General features: G+C 39.9%; 18 protein-coding genes and 1 tRNA gene. 11 read left to right on the plus strand and 8 right to left on the minus strand.

Features of this window, described 5'->3' with window-relative positions:
• Positions 1-291: 291 nt before the first annotated feature.
• On the plus strand, positions 292-465 hold the full coding sequence (locus tag ACFFRD_RS35170) for a hypothetical protein (protein ID WP_392480554.1): 174 nt from the start codon (positions 292-294) through the stop codon (positions 463-465).
• Between the two features lie 284 nt (positions 466-749).
• On the opposite strand, the gene ACFFRD_RS35175 is transcribed toward ACFFRD_RS35170, so the two are convergent.
• Positions 750-2,066 carry a recombinase family protein gene (locus tag ACFFRD_RS35175; RefSeq protein ID WP_392480556.1) on the minus strand — a complete coding sequence of 439 codons (1,317 nt, stop codon included), beginning with the start codon at positions 2,064-2,066 and terminating at the stop codon, positions 750-752.
• 68 nt (positions 2,067-2,134) lie between these two features.
• Positions 2,135-2,494, minus strand: a complete 360-nt coding sequence (locus tag ACFFRD_RS35180) for a VOC family protein (RefSeq protein ID WP_190936212.1) — start codon at positions 2,492-2,494, stop codon at positions 2,135-2,137.
• A 297-nt stretch (positions 2,495-2,791) separates the two neighbouring features.
• On the opposite strand from ACFFRD_RS35180, the gene ACFFRD_RS35185 reads away from it, so the two are divergent.
• Positions 2,792-3,256: a CYTH domain-containing protein gene (locus ACFFRD_RS35185; protein WP_392480558.1), complete on the plus strand. Its 465-nt coding sequence runs from the start codon at positions 2,792-2,794 to the stop codon at positions 3,254-3,256.
• A 215-nt stretch (positions 3,257-3,471) separates the two neighbouring features.
• On the opposite strand, the gene ACFFRD_RS35190 is transcribed toward ACFFRD_RS35185, so the two are convergent.
• Entirely contained in the window at positions 3,472-3,618 is a 147-nt protein-coding gene (locus ACFFRD_RS35190; protein WP_392480560.1) for a hypothetical protein, read from the minus strand.
• Between the two features lie 714 nt (positions 3,619-4,332).
• Between ACFFRD_RS35190 and ACFFRD_RS35195 the strand changes: the two genes are divergently transcribed.
• The gene (locus tag ACFFRD_RS35195) at positions 4,333-4,539 is read left to right on the plus strand and encodes a hypothetical protein (protein ID WP_392480561.1); all 207 of its coding nucleotides are present in this window, start codon (positions 4,333-4,335) and stop codon (positions 4,537-4,539) included.
• A 310-nt stretch (positions 4,540-4,849) separates the two neighbouring features.
• Entirely contained in the window at positions 4,850-5,917 is a 1,068-nt protein-coding gene (namA, locus tag ACFFRD_RS35200; RefSeq protein ID WP_392480563.1) for an NADPH dehydrogenase NamA, read from the plus strand.
• A 215-nt stretch (positions 5,918-6,132) separates the two neighbouring features.
• Here the strand turns inward: namA and mazG are convergent, their stop codons facing one another.
• Both mazG and ACFFRD_RS35210 read right to left on the minus strand, forming a co-directional pair.
• The gene (mazG, locus tag ACFFRD_RS35205; RefSeq protein WP_392480565.1) at positions 6,133-6,954 is read right to left on the minus strand and encodes a nucleoside triphosphate pyrophosphohydrolase; all 822 of its coding nucleotides are present in this window, start codon (positions 6,952-6,954) and stop codon (positions 6,133-6,135) included.
• Between the two features lie 3 nt (positions 6,955-6,957).
• A complete protein-coding gene (locus ACFFRD_RS35210) occupies positions 6,958-7,578 on the minus strand; it encodes a metal-binding protein (RefSeq protein WP_392480567.1) in 621 nt (206 codons plus the stop codon).
• A 143-nt stretch (positions 7,579-7,721) separates the two neighbouring features.
• Between ACFFRD_RS35210 and ACFFRD_RS35215 the strand changes: the two genes are divergently transcribed.
• The 6 genes from ACFFRD_RS35215 to ACFFRD_RS35240 all read left to right on the plus strand — a co-directional run bounded on the left by ACFFRD_RS35215 (position 7,722) and on the right by ACFFRD_RS35240 (position 11,861).
• Positions 7,722-7,794 (plus strand) — tRNA-Val (locus tag ACFFRD_RS35215).
• A 294-nt stretch (positions 7,795-8,088) separates the two neighbouring features.
• Complete coding sequence (locus ACFFRD_RS35220; RefSeq protein WP_392480570.1) at positions 8,089-8,721, plus strand: bifunctional 4-hydroxy-2-oxoglutarate aldolase/2-dehydro-3-deoxy-phosphogluconate aldolase; 633 nt, start codon at positions 8,089-8,091, stop codon at positions 8,719-8,721.
• Positions 8,722-8,833: 112 nt separating this feature from the next.
• Complete coding sequence (locus ACFFRD_RS35225) at positions 8,834-9,349, plus strand: L,D-transpeptidase (protein ID WP_392480572.1); 516 nt, start codon at positions 8,834-8,836, stop codon at positions 9,347-9,349.
• A gap of 531 nt (positions 9,350-9,880) precedes the next feature.
• Positions 9,881-10,420: a L,D-transpeptidase gene (locus tag ACFFRD_RS35230; RefSeq protein WP_392480574.1), complete on the plus strand. Its 540-nt coding sequence runs from the start codon at positions 9,881-9,883 to the stop codon at positions 10,418-10,420.
• A gap of 124 nt (positions 10,421-10,544) precedes the next feature.
• The gene (locus tag ACFFRD_RS35235; RefSeq protein ID WP_392480576.1) at positions 10,545-11,108 is read left to right on the plus strand and encodes a Uma2 family endonuclease; all 564 of its coding nucleotides are present in this window, start codon (positions 10,545-10,547) and stop codon (positions 11,106-11,108) included.
• A 255-nt stretch (positions 11,109-11,363) separates the two neighbouring features.
• Positions 11,364-11,861 (plus strand): hypothetical protein, encoded by a 498-nt coding sequence (locus ACFFRD_RS35240; protein ID WP_392480579.1) that lies wholly within the window; start codon positions 11,364-11,366, stop codon positions 11,859-11,861.
• 163 nt (positions 11,862-12,024) lie between these two features.
• On the opposite strand, the gene ACFFRD_RS35245 is transcribed toward ACFFRD_RS35240, so the two are convergent.
• Complete coding sequence (locus tag ACFFRD_RS35245; protein ID WP_392480581.1) at positions 12,025-13,623, minus strand: Hsp70 family protein; 1,599 nt, start codon at positions 13,621-13,623, stop codon at positions 12,025-12,027.
• Between the two features lie 599 nt (positions 13,624-14,222).
• On the opposite strand from ACFFRD_RS35245, the gene ACFFRD_RS35250 reads away from it, so the two are divergent.
• A complete protein-coding gene (locus tag ACFFRD_RS35250) occupies positions 14,223-14,420 on the plus strand; it encodes a hypothetical protein (protein WP_193867201.1) in 198 nt (65 codons plus the stop codon).
• A gap of 15 nt (positions 14,421-14,435) precedes the next feature.
• Here ACFFRD_RS35250 and ACFFRD_RS35255 read toward each other — a convergent pair whose 3' ends face one another.
• Both ACFFRD_RS35255 and ACFFRD_RS35260 read right to left on the minus strand, forming a co-directional pair.
• A complete protein-coding gene (locus tag ACFFRD_RS35255) occupies positions 14,436-15,317 on the minus strand; it encodes a hypothetical protein (RefSeq protein WP_392480583.1) in 882 nt (293 codons plus the stop codon).
• A gap of 46 nt (positions 15,318-15,363) precedes the next feature.
• A complete protein-coding gene (locus ACFFRD_RS35260; RefSeq protein ID WP_392480585.1) occupies positions 15,364-16,548 on the minus strand; it encodes a radical SAM protein in 1,185 nt (394 codons plus the stop codon).
• Positions 16,549-16,644 lie beyond the last annotated feature (96 nt).

Below are 16,644 nucleotides of genomic sequence, written 5' to 3' on the forward strand. Positions count from 1 at the left end.
AACTCAACTTTATCTGATTAGCGCTATTTTTTGAAAAATTTATCTTAACTATTGAAATAACATATAAATCGGAAAATGATAAAAATAATACAGTCAAAAAATTATTTATCACCTGTTCCTTAGTCCGTAAATTAACTTGTATTTATTTTTTTGAACATGATGCTTAGTTTAATTTTTATCTACCTAATTTTTATCTAGATAAATTCAGAAATATATGGAGCATTTGTTGCAGTGGTTTAAGGACGTGCTGAATACTTAAAAAAATTAGTTTTAATTTATTTGGATAATAATATGACTTACGCAAACAATAGCCAAAACCCTGATAATTCGGTAAGGGCAAGCTACTGCGACACGCTGCACGAACGTACAGAAGCAGCTTACCGCAGAGTATTACCCCTAGTGCATATACTTTTGGGTGAATACTTAAGTAATTACCAATATTTTTTAAATCTTCCGGTTCTTTAGCATTTTACCTTGGAATTTATTCTAAGGCTAATAGCCTCGTTTCTAGCCAGAGGCTTGAAATGCACGTCATTGCCTCTGCCGAAAGTTAAAAGACAGAGCCTCATTTTAGGCATTCCCATCCGAAGACAGAGAACGAGATAATGAGACACACTAATGAGCAATAGAATTAAATATTAGAAAGGTTTTATTAATCACAATTTGGTAAATTTTAGAATTACTTCGTGGTTAAATAGTGAATAATTTAGGTATTGATAGGGATATATTATTTATTTTTAACACTGGCATTAAAAAATAAAAATAACTTGTAATTGCAACTCTTTATTCTGAATAGTAATCTTAATTTGTCTGATAAATTCTCGAAAGTAAAATCGTCGCTCTGTTTCCGACAAATCTAACCAAAATTGGGATATTGAAACAGCTTGAGCAACAGAACGCAAATTAACTGGGGGAAGAGTCGCCAACTTTGCTTCAAGTGCAGAAATTTCTGTGCGGAGTTTGTAAGCCCTTAGCTTTGCTGTTTCAACATCTAAAATTCCAGTTTCGATTAAAGCAGGTAACTGAGCAAGTATTTCTTGCTGACGAGCGATCGCTTGCCCTAAATTATTCTTGACTGCATCCAATTGGGGAAAATTCACCCCCGCGACAGCTAAGGGTAAGTCACGGCAAACCGTTTCAATTGTTTGTTCCAAAACTTCTTCGTAGGAAATAGCCTTACACTTTGGGCGTTGAGGACAGCTAGTAGAACGCAAATAAAGATACTCCTTATCTTGGTTGCGTTGGGTGACACGAGTAACTGTCAAATGTGACTGACACTCAGCACAGACAACCAACCCAGCTAAAGAACGTTTAGCACTAGCAGTTCGGGATGGTAAACGGCTATTACGGCGTAAAAGTCGGTCAACTTGGGCTGCTTCTTCTTTAGAAATTATCGGAATATGTGTATTAGAGATAATTTCACCATTTTGGTAAGCTGTATTGCCGCGATAAACTGGATTAGTCAACCAGCGTCGCCCAGTTGTGACAGAGATTTTTTTGCCGTATTTTTTCGCCAAGTAACGAACCGAACCCCGCAGGGAACCGTAGAGTAAAAAGTGTTCAAAAAAATCTTTGACTACTGGTGAAGTACTGCGATCAACAGTATATTTTCCCTTACCTCTGCGATAGCCGTAGGGAACTTTGCCGGGTGGCGGCGCAACCTCAAGACGATTACGGGCGTGTCCTTGACGGATGCGACGACTACGTTGTTGGCGTTGGATTGCATTTAGCAAATTCAGCAAGTCAGCACCCAAAGGATAATTTTCGGAAGTATAGGGTTGTTCTGTGGCGATTATCGCTACTCCCATCGCTTCGAGTTTATGTAAGCGATCGCTAATTTCCTCTACAGTATCCCCTAATTCTTCCAGTCGCCGAATCAAGAGATAATCTGCTGGTTCAGTTTCGCAATCAGTAAATAATTGTTGTAATTGCGATCGCGTAGCGTGTCCAGAAGACTCTGGCTTACCCAAATCTTCATAAACCCGATCCACCTCCCATCCCCAATCAGCTTGATCGGGAGAAGATTCTAATAGCGGATTGGTGTAAGAGTAAGCAATTATTTTCATTGGTCATTTGTCATTTGTCATTTGTCAATTAAATAGTTCTTCCTCCCCCTGCCCTCTGCCACTTCCCCTCATTCCTGACTCAATTCAATAATATTTCCATCAGGATCTTGAGTGAATAGGGCAGGGCGACCGGAAGCGCTGGGTTGAATGGGATAATTATGATCGAGCAACTCTTGTTTTGCAGCGTCCAAGTTAGCAACCGAGAAAGCGACGTGGGGGTTACGTCCCCATTTTTCGTTGGGGTTTTCAGTAGGAACAGTAGGTGCAACTATTAGGTGAATCTGATAGTTACCGACTTGATACCATGCACCAGCGTATTTCAGGGAACGATCTATTTTGGATAGTCCCAACACTTTGCCATAAAACTGTTCAGAGCGTTCTAAATCAGTCACAAGAATTGCTGTATGGAGACTTTGGGTAATCTGCATTATCGTTAGGTGCGATCGCGTTTATCTAAATTTTGACGTACTTTGAACCCTTACGAAGTACTTATTCTCCACCCCTAGTAGAGCTTGTTATTACCAACATATTTTAAAGTTAGGTAAGGGTGTATTAGAGTCAGAGTATGCAGTTGAAAAATTTGACAGACCTAAATCTTTACAGCAGTTGACTAGTGGGAGACGCTGAATTAGAAGATCGTCATCGTGCAAATGAGCGATCGCATGGATTTTTTTGAAAATAACTCAGCTTGTTTCTAGACAAAAACAAATAATCAGGTAACTAAAATGGCGAAAGAAATAGAGCGGAAATTTTTAGTGAAAGGAGATAGCTGGAGAGGATTAGTTGAAGGTAGTGTATATCGTCAAGGATACATTGCCACACAAGACAAAGCTGCTGTACGCATACGTATAGTAGGGGAAAAGAGTTATTTGACTATTAAAGGCCCCAGTATAAAATATTCGAGATTAGAGTTTGAGTATCCTATTCCTGTTGAAGATGCTCAAGAAATGCTTGAGGCATTATGTGAACGTCCCTTTATAGAAAAAATCAGATATAAAATTCAATCGGGTGGTTTGATTTGGGAAATAGATGAGTTTGATGGTGTTAATAAAGGATTAATCTTGGCAGAAGTTGAACTGAATGATGAAAATCAACAAATTGAACTACCAAGTTGGATTGGACAAGAAGTTTCTGATGATTCCAGATATTTCAACAGCAATTTAGTAAAATACCCTTTTTCACAATGGTAATGGCGAAAATATTGGAAACATCCTAATTTGGACAGCAAACTGCTGGTCAAATTCTCGGCATCGACTACAGTCAAAATCAGCCTTTTTAAGGGGATGTGGGAAAGGCTAGCGCCAAGGCAATACTTGTCGGGTTTTGGGGGAAATGGACTCAGGTTAAAGGGGAAAAAACCTTATATATCGAGCCTTCTACTCCCTTTCCCCTTACGCTTTTCCCTTTAACCGGGCAGTATTGAGCGCCAAGGGAAGTCTCCCCGATGAGCAGGTGGCATAGATTTAGAGGCATCTAGAACTTTTGATACCGACAAAGAGATTTTTAAAACATCCCATAACGCATTCGACGCAGAATCTGTTGTTTTAACCATTGAGGATAAAAATTATACTTGTTATTTATTTTTTTTAGAAAGTTTTCGCCACAGACTTAACTCTCTGAATGAGTAATATTAATAAATCTCAACAAACTCTTGTTTTTTAGCACGATCTATGCAAACCTCATAAATGCATACTACTTTAAGTTGGTCGAGTTACAGTAGTTTAATCGGTAAATTGTCTTAATTAGCCAATAAACTCAAAATTTAGTGCCAAATAAACTTTTAGCCCTATTACCTGACTTTTCACGTTATATGAAAAAGTCTACCAAAAACCTAATCTCCTTCCCAAGCCAGACGCGGGAAGGGGGAAAATTCAGGAGTCTTAATGAGTGAATTACCCCAAATTAGTTTTTTTGAGGTTGGGGTTTCCAATCTCAAAAAGGTCTTTTATGAATAAAACTGTCAAGGAACTCACAATCAATTTAGTGGCATTAAATATAGTTTTATTAAGCACACTCGGTCTTTTCTGGAAAATCTTAAATCGGTGAAGAAGTCCAATTAGGTCGAGAAAAGTAATCCAAAACTCAGAAGCTAAAAGAGCTAATTAACTATCCACAAATGAGAAATTTTATTAAAAAACAATATTAGGGACAAATAGTAAGTGTATTTTAAATGCGAATGAAAATGAAAGATGAGAATTTATTACTTCGTCTTTCAGAAATTAGGAGTTACTAAACTTAAGCTGTGACATTACTGGAGAGTAAACTTATGTTTTCTGGACAAATTGAAAGAGAATGTTTATATGGAGAAAATTGGACAATTTCGCAAAAAACTAAATTACCAGATAATCTACAGTTATTAGTGGATCAAGAAGAAGTAGGATGTGATATCTGGGAATTGCAGAGACAAGAGTCTGATGATAAGCCGATTTATCCAAATCTTAATCAGGCTTCTACTGTGCTACGACGGAAATAAACCACCAATTCCACATGAACGAAACACTTTCCATATAAGAATTCCACCTTCTTTGCGCGTCTCATAGATTGTTCCGCAGGTGGGATTTATGAGTCTTGTGCGACTCGTTCGTGAGCCGCCTGTATTACGAGAAGCAGCATTGAACATTGCATTAGTATTTGCAACCTTTAATGCTATCTGGGTTACTCTAGTTTTTCTACTAGAATCTCCTCCGTATAATATCTCTAGCTATTTCATGCAAAATCGATCGAGTTCATCCTGTAAATCTCCCCAATTTGTTTTACCTAGCAAGAGAAGGAATCAATAATTAATGGCACATCTGTTTGAACCATTCAAGATTCGTGAAGTTACCTTCCGCAACCGCATTGCTGTTTCACCCATGTGTCAATATTCCAGTACGAATGGATATGCTAATGATTGGCACGTTATTCATTTAGCTTCTCGTGCAGTAGGCGGTGCGGGTATAGTGTTCACAGAAGCAGCAGCTATAGAACCGCGTGGACGCATTAGCCCACAAGATTTGGGAATCTGGTCAGATGCACATATAGAAACTTTAGCCAAAACTGTGGCATTGATTCATAACTTTGGCGCTGTTGCAGGGATTCAACTTGCTCATGCAGGTAGAAAGGCCAGCACTGCCAAACCCAGTAAGGGAGGGAAAACGCTGGATGAATCTCAGGAAGGTTGGCGGCCCTTAGTTTCGAGTAGTGCGATCGCCTTTAGCCAAGATAGTCCAGTTCCAGAAGCCCTAAGTCTTGAGGGAATTCAGGAAGTTATTGATGCCTTTGTCCAAGGTGCTAAACGTTCTCTGCAAGCTGGTTTTAAGATAGTGGAAATCCATGCTGCTCACGGTTATCTACTCCACCAGTTTCTCTCACCCCTTGCTAACCAACGGCAAGATGATTATGGTGGTAGCTTTGAAAATCGGATTCGTCTGCTTATAGAAGTTGTTCAAGCAGTTCGAGAGGTTTGGCCCCAGACAAATCCACTCTGGGTACGTATTTCTGCTAGCGATTGGGTAGATGGGGGCTGGGACATTGAGCAAAGTATCGCTTTAAGTGACAAGCTTAAGTCTCTAGGGGTTGATCTCATCGATACTTCATCAGGGGGAATTATACCAGGTGTCAAGATCCCAATTCAACCTGGTTATCAGACTCAGTTTGCCGAACGCATCCGCCGCGAAGCCAATATCCATACAGGAGCCGTAGGCTTAATTACAGCTCCTGAACACGCTGACGAGATTATTCGCACCGAAGTAGCCGATATAGTGTTGTTAGGACGTGAACTACTCCGCAATCCTTATTGGCCGCATCTGGCAGCTAAACAGTTAGGACACGATAAACTCTGGCCTGTTCAATACGATCGAGCTTGGCTATGATGTCGCCTGTACTTAATTTACTATTTGGCGCTAGGGGAAATTTATAAATTGCCCCTAGCTGAAAATTAGGGCTTGAGACGCTGCACGTAGCTTGCTTCCACGGAGTGTTACGCTATCTGCTTTTTCGTACAAAATTCATTCTGACTCCTGTTAGCGGTAGCGGGGCGTTTAGCCCATTCTGACTCCTGAATTCTGTTCGATAATTAGAAATTAATTCACGAGCCTTCTTTGGCAAGTTGGGCTTTTGCCTGTTGCCACAAATTTTCTAGCTCATCCAAACTGTAATCAGAAAGGGGGCGAGCAACAACTACCTCCATTTTTTCTAATCGCTGGACAAATCGCTGATTTGTACCTTGCAAACCAGCACTAGGATCAAGATTATGCCAACGGGCTAGCTGAATAACTGCAAAGAGTAAATCGCCTAATTCTGCTTGTTGTCGCGCTGGTGTTTCCTCAGCTAAAGCCTGTTGAAATTCACCCAATTCTTCATGAAACTTATCCCAAACGCCCTGAATATTTTCCCATTCAAAGCCAATGGCAGCAGCCTTTTGAGAAATCTTCATCGCTGCCGTCAACGGGGGAAGGGTGCGCCCATAACGACCAAGTTTAGCACTAAGTTTTTGCGCGTCTGGGGATGGTTCGCCTTTTTCCTGCGCTTTAATTTGTTCCCAATTTTGCCGCACCTCATCCACACTGGCTACTGACACATCACCAAATACATGAGGATGACGGCGAATCAACTTTTGGGAAATCCCCTGAGTTATTTCTTTGAGAGAAAATTGTCCAGATTCGCTAGCGATTTGGGCTTGCAATACCACCTGTAATAATAAATCGCCTAATTCTTCTGCGATCGCTCCTTTATCCCCACTCTTAATTGCATCCACTACCTCATAAGCTTCTTCAATCACATAAGGCGTAAGCGTTTCAGCAGTTTGCGCCAAATCCCACGGACAACCACCATCAGGCGATCGCAATTTCGCCACCACCTCAATCAATTCCTGCAAAGCTGCCAAAGTCTCAACTTTGTCATTTGTCATTTGTCATTTGTCCTTTGTCGTTCTGCCGTTGCTCTTTCTGGTAACTGTAGCTCGACGAGTACCGCGACTTGTAACTTTCCGCTTCTTCATTTTGCCACTAGGAAGCAACCCCCGAACCCCTTGCTTTCGCACGCGCTTGTATGCCGAACCAGTCCAATCGCTAAGAGAATGGCTCATTGCACCAAGTTCCAACCCTAAAAACAGGGCGATATATTCAGTATCATATTGCAGGAGCGATCGCCCCAAAGTTCCACCCAAATCTTGCCAAGTAAAACTCAGATTCCATAATTTTTCAGCAATTGCCAAAACCAAAATTGCCAAGATAGCTAGCAAACACCCTAGATAAAGTATCCGCAGAATCGTGCCAATAATTGGCCCGTGGGATAAAAAAGAACGATGCCGCAGACTTTTTTGATAAGGTAGCCAAATCCAGCGCAAGAAACCCCAGCGTTGAAATTGCACAGAGTAAATATCCAAATCGGGGCCAAACATCAGCCCTCCAAATAGAAACCCGCCTGCAACCAACAAAGTCGCATTGCTACTGCGAGTCTGCCAGAAAGTAATGCCCGCCACCAACGGCAGAGCATACATAGTAATGCGATCGTGCGTCCGACCAGAGGGCATCCTTAATCCTGTTAGCGATAGCGGGGCGTTGAGCCCATGCTGAGTAACTTAATACTGAGCCAGTATAAGAGAAAAAAAGATTTTCCCAAAACTACTAGCGCAATGCAAAATCTTCTGCTATATTAGTTAAGGATTGGTCAAGCGGGCGGTTAGCTCAGTTGGTAGAGCGCCTGCCTTACAAGCAGGATGTCATCAGTTCGAGTCTGGTACTGCCCATTAATTAAATAAAGGCTAGAAACAGCTTAGATGCAGTTTCTAGCCTTTTTTAAACGATTCACAATTCTTAATTAGCTAGCTACTATTAACCCATCTTGCATATCTTCAGAATAGAGAGTACTTGCTCTTGCAGATAGAGTTAGGTCTGTATTGGACTTATGGGACTTCCAGAAAATAAATTATCCAGTAGTTACGGAGTTAAGCCTAATGCGCCGCCTACAGATAACAGGTGCGTTACGCTGTCGCGCTAAAACACCTTACTGGAATGTCCTTAATTCCTAATTCCCAGTCAAAATGCCTAATGAAATTTGGTTATCACAATTGCAAAAACATCGTGCGATCGCAGTTATCCGCGCCCCTAAACTTGAAGTGGGACACGAAATGGCAATGGCTGTAGCATCTGGGGGAATGCAGCTGATTGAGATTACCTGGAATAGCGATCGCGCTGGAGAATTAATCAGTCAACTACGCTCAGAATTACCCACTTGTACTATTGGCACAGGTACGTTATTCAATGTGCAACAGCTACAAGAAGCGATCGCATCTGGGGCGCAATTCCTCTTCACACCCCATGTTGATTCAGCAATGATTCAAGCAGCACAAGAAAAAGATATACCTATCATCCCAGGAGCGTTGACTCCTACAGAAATTGTTACCGCTTGGAGTCAGGGCGCTAGTTGTGTAAAAGTGTTCCCTGTACAAGCAGTGGGAGGGGCTGATTATATTAAAAGTTTGCAAGGGCCACTAAGTCAGATTCCCTTAATTCCTACAGGCGGTGTCACTCTGGAAAATGCTAAAGAATTTTTGCAAGCCGGAGCGATCGCTGTCGGTTTGAGCGGTGAATTATTTCCCAAAAAGCTTGTCACAGAGGGAAATTGGCAAGCGATCGCATCTAGGGCAAAAAACCTCATACAACAGTTAGGTTAAATTAGAATCAAATCATCAAAAATTCACGTCTATTAAAGTAATAGATAGGGAATAAAAGTGAAACCTGATAAGTTTCTCAAGACTTCATGATTTGAGTGTGAGTGTATCTAAAATGAAAAAACTGATTTATCCTGACTGGGTGCATCGCTTAAAAATACTGCTTACTGGTACAGCACTGTCTTTAAGTGTTTTTACTACTACTGGAACGAGTGAAGTTTGGGCAAATTCCAAAGATCAAGTAATTGCCCAAAAAATCCAGACATTACAAAAATCGGAGCAGCGCTGGATTCAAATTGACCTTTCAAGGCAACGATTAATAGCTTGGGAAGGTGACAGAGTGGTTTATGGAAGTGCTATTTCCTCGGGAAAAAAAGCAACTCCCACTCTTGTTGGTACATTTAAAATTCAATCCAAATTCAAAACTACACGGATGCGGGGAGAAAACTACAATGTTCCTAACGTTCCTCATGCAATGTTTTATCAAGGGAATTACGGTATTCATGGGGCTTACTGGCATAAAAGGTTTGGCACGCCAGTGAGCCACGGCTGTGTGAATCTTGCACCTAAACACGCTAAATGGCTATTTGAGTGGGCATCGGTAGGGACACCAGTAGTCATCCAAAAATAGTAGGTGAAGCAGTCAGAAGGCAATTTAGGTAAAATCATAAATAACAACAAATCAAGACAATTAAGTGATTCCCAGCAAGATTTTATGCTGGGAATCTTCGGAGTCGGAATTACTGAATTTGAAATAAAATATATAAGAGGGTATTCAGACCAATTTTGGATTTTAGATTTGGTATTTAGGACTAAAAGTCCTTTCCTAAATTTGGTATTATCCAGTTTGCCCCAAAGAAATAAGCGTAAATCCTGACAATTACTGTGTGAAACTACAAATGCAAATATTAATGCGGGGAAAATTTGCATTGACGCATTTAAATTACAGATTTTTATTGTAAAAGTTGTTATTAGTCATTAATGAATGACAAATGACCAATGACTAATTAGATGCGGATTAGTTTAGGACTGGTTTGGAAAAGCATTAGCGGATGAATTGCGTAAATCCTTCACAGCAAATTAGTAATCACCCTGGAAATTTGTAGTTTCCAGAAAATTACTTCACTTCATAATTTTTGCGTACTTTAGAAGGTGAGGCATAATGCAATCCTGGATTCGTAGTGGTGGGATTCGTTCTTCCAAAACTTTTTGTACAGGCGTAGCGCTGATGGTGGTGGCTTTATTTTCTTGGTCAGCACCGTTAGCAGGCGATCGCCATTCTACTACAGCGATCGCTGCGTCAGTAGATGAAAATGGTATCACTGAGTTTAATATCAGCCAAACATCCCAACCTCGCTTAATTGAAATTGACCTGTCAGAACAACGGTTACGTGCATGGGAAGGTAAAAAACTTGTTTATTCATACCGTATTTCTGGAGGGAAGCGATCTACTCCCACACCCATAGGTAGATTTCGGATTAATTCTAAGTATCGCACTCACCGGATGCGAGGCAGGGGCTACAATATTCCTGACGTTCCTTACACAATGTATTTTTACAGAGGCTACGCTATCCACGGCGCTTACTGGCATAATCGTTTTGGCACTCCAGTCAGCCACGGTTGCGTAAATTTACCTGTTAAGCAAGCACGCAATGTTTACAATTGGGCTAGCTATGGGACTTTAGTAGTGGTGCATAAATAATTGTTAATTTGTAATTAAGAGTTGCAATTCTGCCTTTGATATATGGACAGGTGCGTTCACGAGTTAAGCACCTGTCTATACATATTGCTAAACTAAGAACACATCTTCGAAGTATTTAGGAGCTATGAGCTACCCAACTACTAAACTACTTACCCTGGATGAGTTTCTGAGGCTCCCAGAAACAAAGCCTGCAAGTGAATATATTAACGGTGAGATTATTCCTAAGCCAATGCCGAAAGGGAAGCATAGTCGATTGCAGCTAAGACTCTGCAATACTATTAACGAAGTAGCAGAAAGCCAAAAAATTGCTTATGCATTTCCAGAGTTGCGTTGTAGCTTTGATATCCGCTCAATTGTCCCTGATGTAGCGGTTTTTAACTGGTCACGAATTCCATTTGATGTTGATGGGGAAGTTCCCAACGATTTTTTGTTGTGGCCAGATTGGACAATTGAAATACTCTCTCCAGAACAGAGTTCAAACCGAGTAATTGGCAACATTCTTTACTGCTTACAACATGGTTGCCGATTAGGGTGGTTAATTGATCCAACAGATCGCTCAATTTTGGTTTTCCGTTCGGGCCAACAACCAGTATTACTTCAGGGAGAAGATTTTTTGCCTGTATTACCAGAAATTCAACTTGCACTAACCGTCAATCAAGTTTTTGGATGGTTAAAGATGGATAGTTAGAAATAACTCGCCTGGAATGAAAAGGTGTGATAATCTAATTCTTAAATAAATTAATATCAATGTAAAAAAATTACCCTAATACCTTAGCCGTCTCCTGAGTAATTGCTTGTTTTCCACTCATAATTTGAGAAATAAGATTTACTGAACCGATAATTGCTACAAAGCCATTATGCATTTAGTTGGTGAGTAACTAAAAGCACTAAAAGCAGATTTTTAAGCTTATAATGATTATTCGTTATTCAGCTTACAAAATTTTTGAAAAAAGTACTTAGCGCGATTGCACTCGTTGCATGTTTGGGTTTGGGATTAGCATATCCTGCAACAGCTAACCAGCAAGAACCGAAACAAAACCAACGTCCACCAGAATTAGATAAACCAGGTGAAGTTGAAACTACATCAAAATCCGCGCCTAACTATTTGTATCCTGATAACAGCAGCAAAACTGAGGCACAATTAATTAAGAAAGAAAATGCTATTGGTAAACTCAAGAAGGATCTAAGGCTTAAACAAATCAAGTTAGCGAAATACTCAGAGTATCTAGAAAATAAAAAGCAACGTGGTGGCGATATTATCGAAAATCTACAAGTTCACCCAAAACGTTTAGTATGGATAGCTGAAATAGATGCACCATTAGGTATAAATATGCCACGAAAAAACGGGCAGTATTTTAAATCCAAAAAGTCATCAATAACTATCGTTGTTGACGCAGAAACAGGACAAAGGTTTGACACGGATATTGTAGAAACGGCTTAGTTGACACATCCTAAACAACAACCTCCACTGATTGTCTCCAGTAGGGGTTGTTTTATATGTAGCGGTTAATTTAGAGGGTGTGGCGTTCGAGTATGTGTAGTAGCGAAGGAAGCGATCACCTCTGCTGATTTGCCGTATATTAGGCGTAGCTGTGAGCCTATATCTAACTCAACTGTGCCACAAGTTGATTTTCCAAAAGCGTGTCATTCGTTAACAAGTCTTCAACGGTGATTCGCAAAAAGCGTTGCTCATCAACTTGAAAGAGAATTTTGATGCGATCGCTTCCAGGATATCCGGCTGGTGTCAGTTGGGCAATTGTCCTCGCTCCTTCTTGATCGTTGAGAGGCTTGACGCTGGTTTCAGTATTTTCCATACGGCGAGTAATTAAGCGATCGCCATCAAAATAAACTTCGGTACTACCCGTATCTGCTCCCAATTCTCCCATAATTAGTTCAATGCTGGCTTGATTTTCCAAAGAAGCACCTAGGACTAATTCCACTGGTTGACTCATTGGATATGCTTGTCCAGCTTTAATTAAAGAATGCCATTTATGGCGCTGATTGCGGCGATCCCAGTAACGGATACCATAACTATGATACAGAAAGTCCTTGATTTGTATCCCTTGAGCTAACTGTAATGCACCTTGAGCGATCGCTTCAAAGGGACGTTCACAACGGATTTTTTCTGGCTCAAAATACTGTTTTATCCATGTCTGCACTGCTGGTAATTGCACTGTTCCCCCAACTAACAAAACGGCATTAATATCAGGAAGTTCTATCCCTTGGCGCTTTGCTTGCTGCAACAGTGTCGTCATCGACTCATCCAATAACTCAAAAAATGCGTGTTCTTTGAGGATATCGTCAAAAGTGTCGCGATTTAATTCCAATTCATAACTTTCAAATGTTTCATCATCAAAATAAACTTCACTAGCTTGGTTTTGGGTTGATAGCTGAATTTTTACTCGTTCTGCCAATCGTGTTGTCAAGGGACTTACCACCAACTCTTGAGTTTTGGCAAAGTAATCTACCAACCAATTATCAATATCAGTACCGCCTAGATTTTGCCCAGCTTTCGCCAGGACACGGGCTGTTTTAACTTTTTGTTTTGAATTTTCAGCCAGAGACTTATTACCCCACTTGAGGAGAAATCCCAACGGCTTTGTAGTTGCTTGCACGCCTTGATCCAACCGGACAAGGGACAAATCTAAAGTTCCACCGCCGAAGTCAATTACCAAGAGAATTTCTTGATCTGCCAAGCCATAACCCAAGGCGGCGGCTGTGGGTTCATCCAGCATCCGCACCTGTTCGACAGGAAGGGATTGACAAACTTTCCCCAGCCAGTGACGATAAGCTTCAAAACTGTCTACGGGTACAGTTAACACGAGAGAATCTAACCCACCTTGTAGGGGCGCTAGTTCTTCAATTACTTTGGTGAGGAACCATTGTCCTACTTGTTCAAAGGTGACAATTTGCCCATCTAATTCGGGTAAGAAACCTTGGATATCTGCACCAATACCCCGCTTGAAGCTGCGGAAAAATCTAGTTTCACCTTTGAGGTCAAGACCGCGATCGCGTACTTGTTGCCCCACTAAGACTTGATTCTGGCTTGCATCTTCAACATAAACCAAGCTGGGAATCAGTGGCGGATTGAGACTTTGTTTAATTGATAAACCTGGTAGAGTCAGGGTTTCTGGCTGTTGGGTTACAGGGTTCCAACGAGCAATGACTGTGTTGCTAGTACCAAAATCGATTGCGATCGCCATATTTTATATTTATTATCTCGCACGAAGAAGCCAAAGCTGCTTTATTTTTGATTATTCTCTATAAGCTACCAAGAAAGCAAATGCACCTATAGCCTTACTTCTTCGCATCCCAATCCAGATATCGATTCAGTCTGTTGCAGCTAAGTGTTAGCACAGTTAGACAATTGGCTTGCCAGAAAGCATGGAAATCATTGGCTGTAAATGTATAAAAGGAGCAATAAACTCAACAGCAGACTTTATCATAGTTCCAGTCTTTTTTTATTGGCATGAGGTGCTTAAAACTCGCTTCACACGCAGATATGAAATGTCATAAATCGCCCCAATCAAAAGAGATCGCACCTCAGTTGGTGTAAGGTATTCTCTAGATATGTAATGCTTGTTGGGTAGACGAGTTGGGGGTGAGGACCTCATTTATTCTCGCTGGTAGTGTCCGGTGTACGCGACTTATTATGGATAGTCTACTACGCCACAAGCCCCATTACTCCGTTGAGAGTCGCGCCACTCAAGAGTTATTACGAACTATTATCAATTAATAAATACCTCCATCTTGGCATCACCGTGCCTAAAGAGATAATTTGCACGCTAAGGCTGAAACCAAGATGGGGCAAGCTCTTGAAGACATCAACAGCCAAAGAACGCTTGCAAGTGCTTTACTGACTCAAACAGGAGAATGCACCAACGATCAGTGCGATCGCTTGTTTTTGACCAGACCTCACAAAATCGCATTGCTCCCGGAAGACTATAGCTTGGGTGAGCTTTGGCAGAAGAACCTCCTGGGCGGGAGACCTGCACGATGATTCGAGTCAATGTTTTCATATTCCAAAATAGCCAAGAAAAGTCAAAGTAATATCAGGATAATGATTACCGATAGTGGAAGCTTCATGAATTATATTATCAGTGGGAGCAATATATGCTTCCCCTGGTGCAACTCTTAATTGAACTACAGGATATGAAGGATATCGCAGCATAAACTCGTACCCTATTTCTGTACCTCTATAATGCTTATGAATATCCTCAGTCTCAGACAACCCCAAATGTCGAAACATATCCATCAGAGTTAGGTTAATAAACAAAAAAAATCTATCTTCTTGCCCTAAATTAATGCAAATTCTATTTCGGGATTTATGTCTGCGTCTCAATGGTGCTTTATCCCAACTATCAAGGTGCATACCAACGAACAGTTTTTCGTTAGAATTGCCATAATAATTAACAGTTACAGTTTTGAAATTAGGCTCAGTAACTTGAATACCTAATATTTCTAAATTTTGAGGATTTAAAATGTAATCTGAAAGACGATTGAGAACTTCTTTAATTGCTTTTTCACCTTCAAGATTACTGACAATAGATTGATACTCTTCTACTGTTTCTATTGAACGAAAATTAAATTTTCCCAAAGGCAACAAGGCATATTCGGGAATGCGAACTATAGCTATATGTGAACCGATATCCCATGTCTTTGCTTTGGACATAGCTTCATTGCTAAAAAGCAGGTTATATTCTGTTGTATTCGTTTGTCTCCAAGGTTCTTTGGGTAGAAAAGCACCACTGCGATATTTAACTTTATCGTCTTCTAATTCGATTTTTTGGAATGTTCCGGAACTCAGCCTAATTCTGGGATTATTTCCTCCAGAATTTATGGGATAAAAAATTTGGATGCTTTTTTTTAAATTTAAATTTTCACTTGTAATTATCACAAAGATTACCTAAAAACTTCTATGTTTCCCTAATTAAAAGTATTTTTTATAACGGACAGTCTAATGCTGAAACTACTGGGAATTGCTTTGGCTGTTCAATATTGATTTTTCGAGAAATTGGTTCAATAATACCCGATTGGATTAAACGTGATTCTATGTGTTTTAAAATCCCTTTTTCGATGATACAATCAATATTGCCTTCTTCATCAAATTGATTATTAATAATAGCTTCTTCAGCCATTGGATAACCGCTACAACTTCCAAAATATTGGCAGGAAGTACAGACAGACATCATGCGTTCTTCTGCTGCGGATATTACTTTTTTATGTACAGGGCTTAAAATAATATTTTCTAAAGGACTTTGAAATAAATTTCCATGACAAAATTCTAGTTTATAAGCATCTCCATAACTATAAATATCACCATTAACATTCACTACATAAATTGATTCCCATTCCGTCTTATCGTAAAAATATGGTTGAGAATCAGAGCTATAGTGACGAAGAATTATTTCTATATATTCCATAATTGGCAAAATCATTACCATATTTTGGCTTTCCATCCACATATCTACAAGAGTGCAAAAAGCTTGCAGAACTTCTTGTGGAGTAATTTCAAATCCTTGATGTTGCCCTTCAAAAGCTCCATTGAATAGTGGTAAAGTCCGAAAATGAAGCTTCATCTTTTCATAAAATTTAAAAATCTCTTGAAGATAAGGTAAATTTAATTTAGTTAAAACAGTAATACATCCAAAGGAAACATTTGCATTTAGTAAGCGATCCATATTTTTTAAAACTGTTAATAAAGAATCAACTCCTGATTGCTTAACACGTAGACCTCCAAATAAGTCAACAGAAACACCGACACCATCAAATCCCTCGGATAATAATCGGATACTTTCTTTGTTAAGTGTTGTCAGGTTAGTTTGAACTACATTAGTAACAGAACTTGCCAGTTCTCCAAAAATCTGTTGCTGATGGTCAAAAGTACGCCAATAATAATCAGGTGATTGCAAGAGTGGTTCTCCACCATGCCAAACAAACTGAATTTCTGTTTTCAAGTCAATCTGACTATAATAATTAGCAATGTGATGATACATTTTATCCAGTTGTTCTAGCGCAATTGTTGTTCTATCACCTAGTTCTAAGTATTCATAACAATAGCGACAGCGTAAGTTACAAAGCTTAGAAGTTTTGACCACAAATTGAACCTGTCCAGCTTCCGATTTCATAAGTTTAAACAGTGAGTTTCGACAATATTTTAGACGCATAATTAATTTAGAATCATCAGTTTTTTCTAAATTAATTATGCTTTCTCATCCACTAAA

It is taken from the genome of Nostoc sp. C110, from assembly GCF_043099725.1.
GTDB classification, from domain to species: domain Bacteria; phylum Cyanobacteriota; class Cyanobacteriia; order Cyanobacteriales; family Nostocaceae; genus Nostoc; species Nostoc muscorum_A.

Bases quoted from the DNA above. Each gene is read 5' to 3' on its own strand.
- ACFFRD_RS35170 (WP_392480554.1), top strand. From the start codon at position 292: ATGACTTACGCAAACAATAGCCAAAACCCTGATAATTCGGTAAGGGCA.
- ACFFRD_RS35180 (WP_190936212.1), bottom strand. From the start codon at position 2,494: ATGCAGATTACCCAAAGTCTCCATACAGCAATTCTTGTGACTGATTTA.
- ACFFRD_RS35245 (WP_392480581.1), bottom strand. From the start codon at position 13,623: ATGGCGATCGCAATCGATTTTGGTACTAGCAACACAGTCATTGCTCGT.
- ACFFRD_RS35235 (WP_392480576.1), top strand. From the start codon at position 10,545: ATGAGCTACCCAACTACTAAACTACTTACCCTGGATGAGTTTCTGAGG.
- namA (WP_392480563.1), top strand. From the start codon at position 4,850: ATGGCACATCTGTTTGAACCATTCAAGATTCGTGAAGTTACCTTCCGC.
- ACFFRD_RS35220 (WP_392480570.1), top strand. From the start codon at position 8,089: ATGCCTAATGAAATTTGGTTATCACAATTGCAAAAACATCGTGCGATC.
- ACFFRD_RS35225 (WP_392480572.1), top strand. From the start codon at position 8,834: ATGAAAAAACTGATTTATCCTGACTGGGTGCATCGCTTAAAAATACTG.
- ACFFRD_RS35230 (WP_392480574.1), top strand. From the start codon at position 9,881: ATGCAATCCTGGATTCGTAGTGGTGGGATTCGTTCTTCCAAAACTTTT.
- mazG (WP_392480565.1), bottom strand. From the start codon at position 6,954: ATGACAAATGACAAAGTTGAGACTTTGGCAGCTTTGCAGGAATTGATT.
- ACFFRD_RS35260 (WP_392480585.1), bottom strand. From the start codon at position 16,548: ATGAAATCGGAAGCTGGACAGGTTCAATTTGTGGTCAAAACTTCTAAG.
- ACFFRD_RS35250 (WP_193867201.1), top strand. From the start codon at position 14,223: ATGGGGCAAGCTCTTGAAGACATCAACAGCCAAAGAACGCTTGCAAGT.
- ACFFRD_RS35195 (WP_392480561.1), top strand. From the start codon at position 4,333: ATGTTTTCTGGACAAATTGAAAGAGAATGTTTATATGGAGAAAATTGG.
- ACFFRD_RS35185 (WP_392480558.1), top strand. From the start codon at position 2,792: ATGGCGAAAGAAATAGAGCGGAAATTTTTAGTGAAAGGAGATAGCTGG.
- ACFFRD_RS35175 (WP_392480556.1), bottom strand. From the start codon at position 2,066: ATGAAAATAATTGCTTACTCTTACACCAATCCGCTATTAGAATCTTCT.
- ACFFRD_RS35210 (WP_392480567.1), bottom strand. From the start codon at position 7,578: ATGCCCTCTGGTCGGACGCACGATCGCATTACTATGTATGCTCTGCCG.
- ACFFRD_RS35190 (WP_392480560.1), bottom strand. From the start codon at position 3,618: ATGGTTAAAACAACAGATTCTGCGTCGAATGCGTTATGGGATGTTTTA.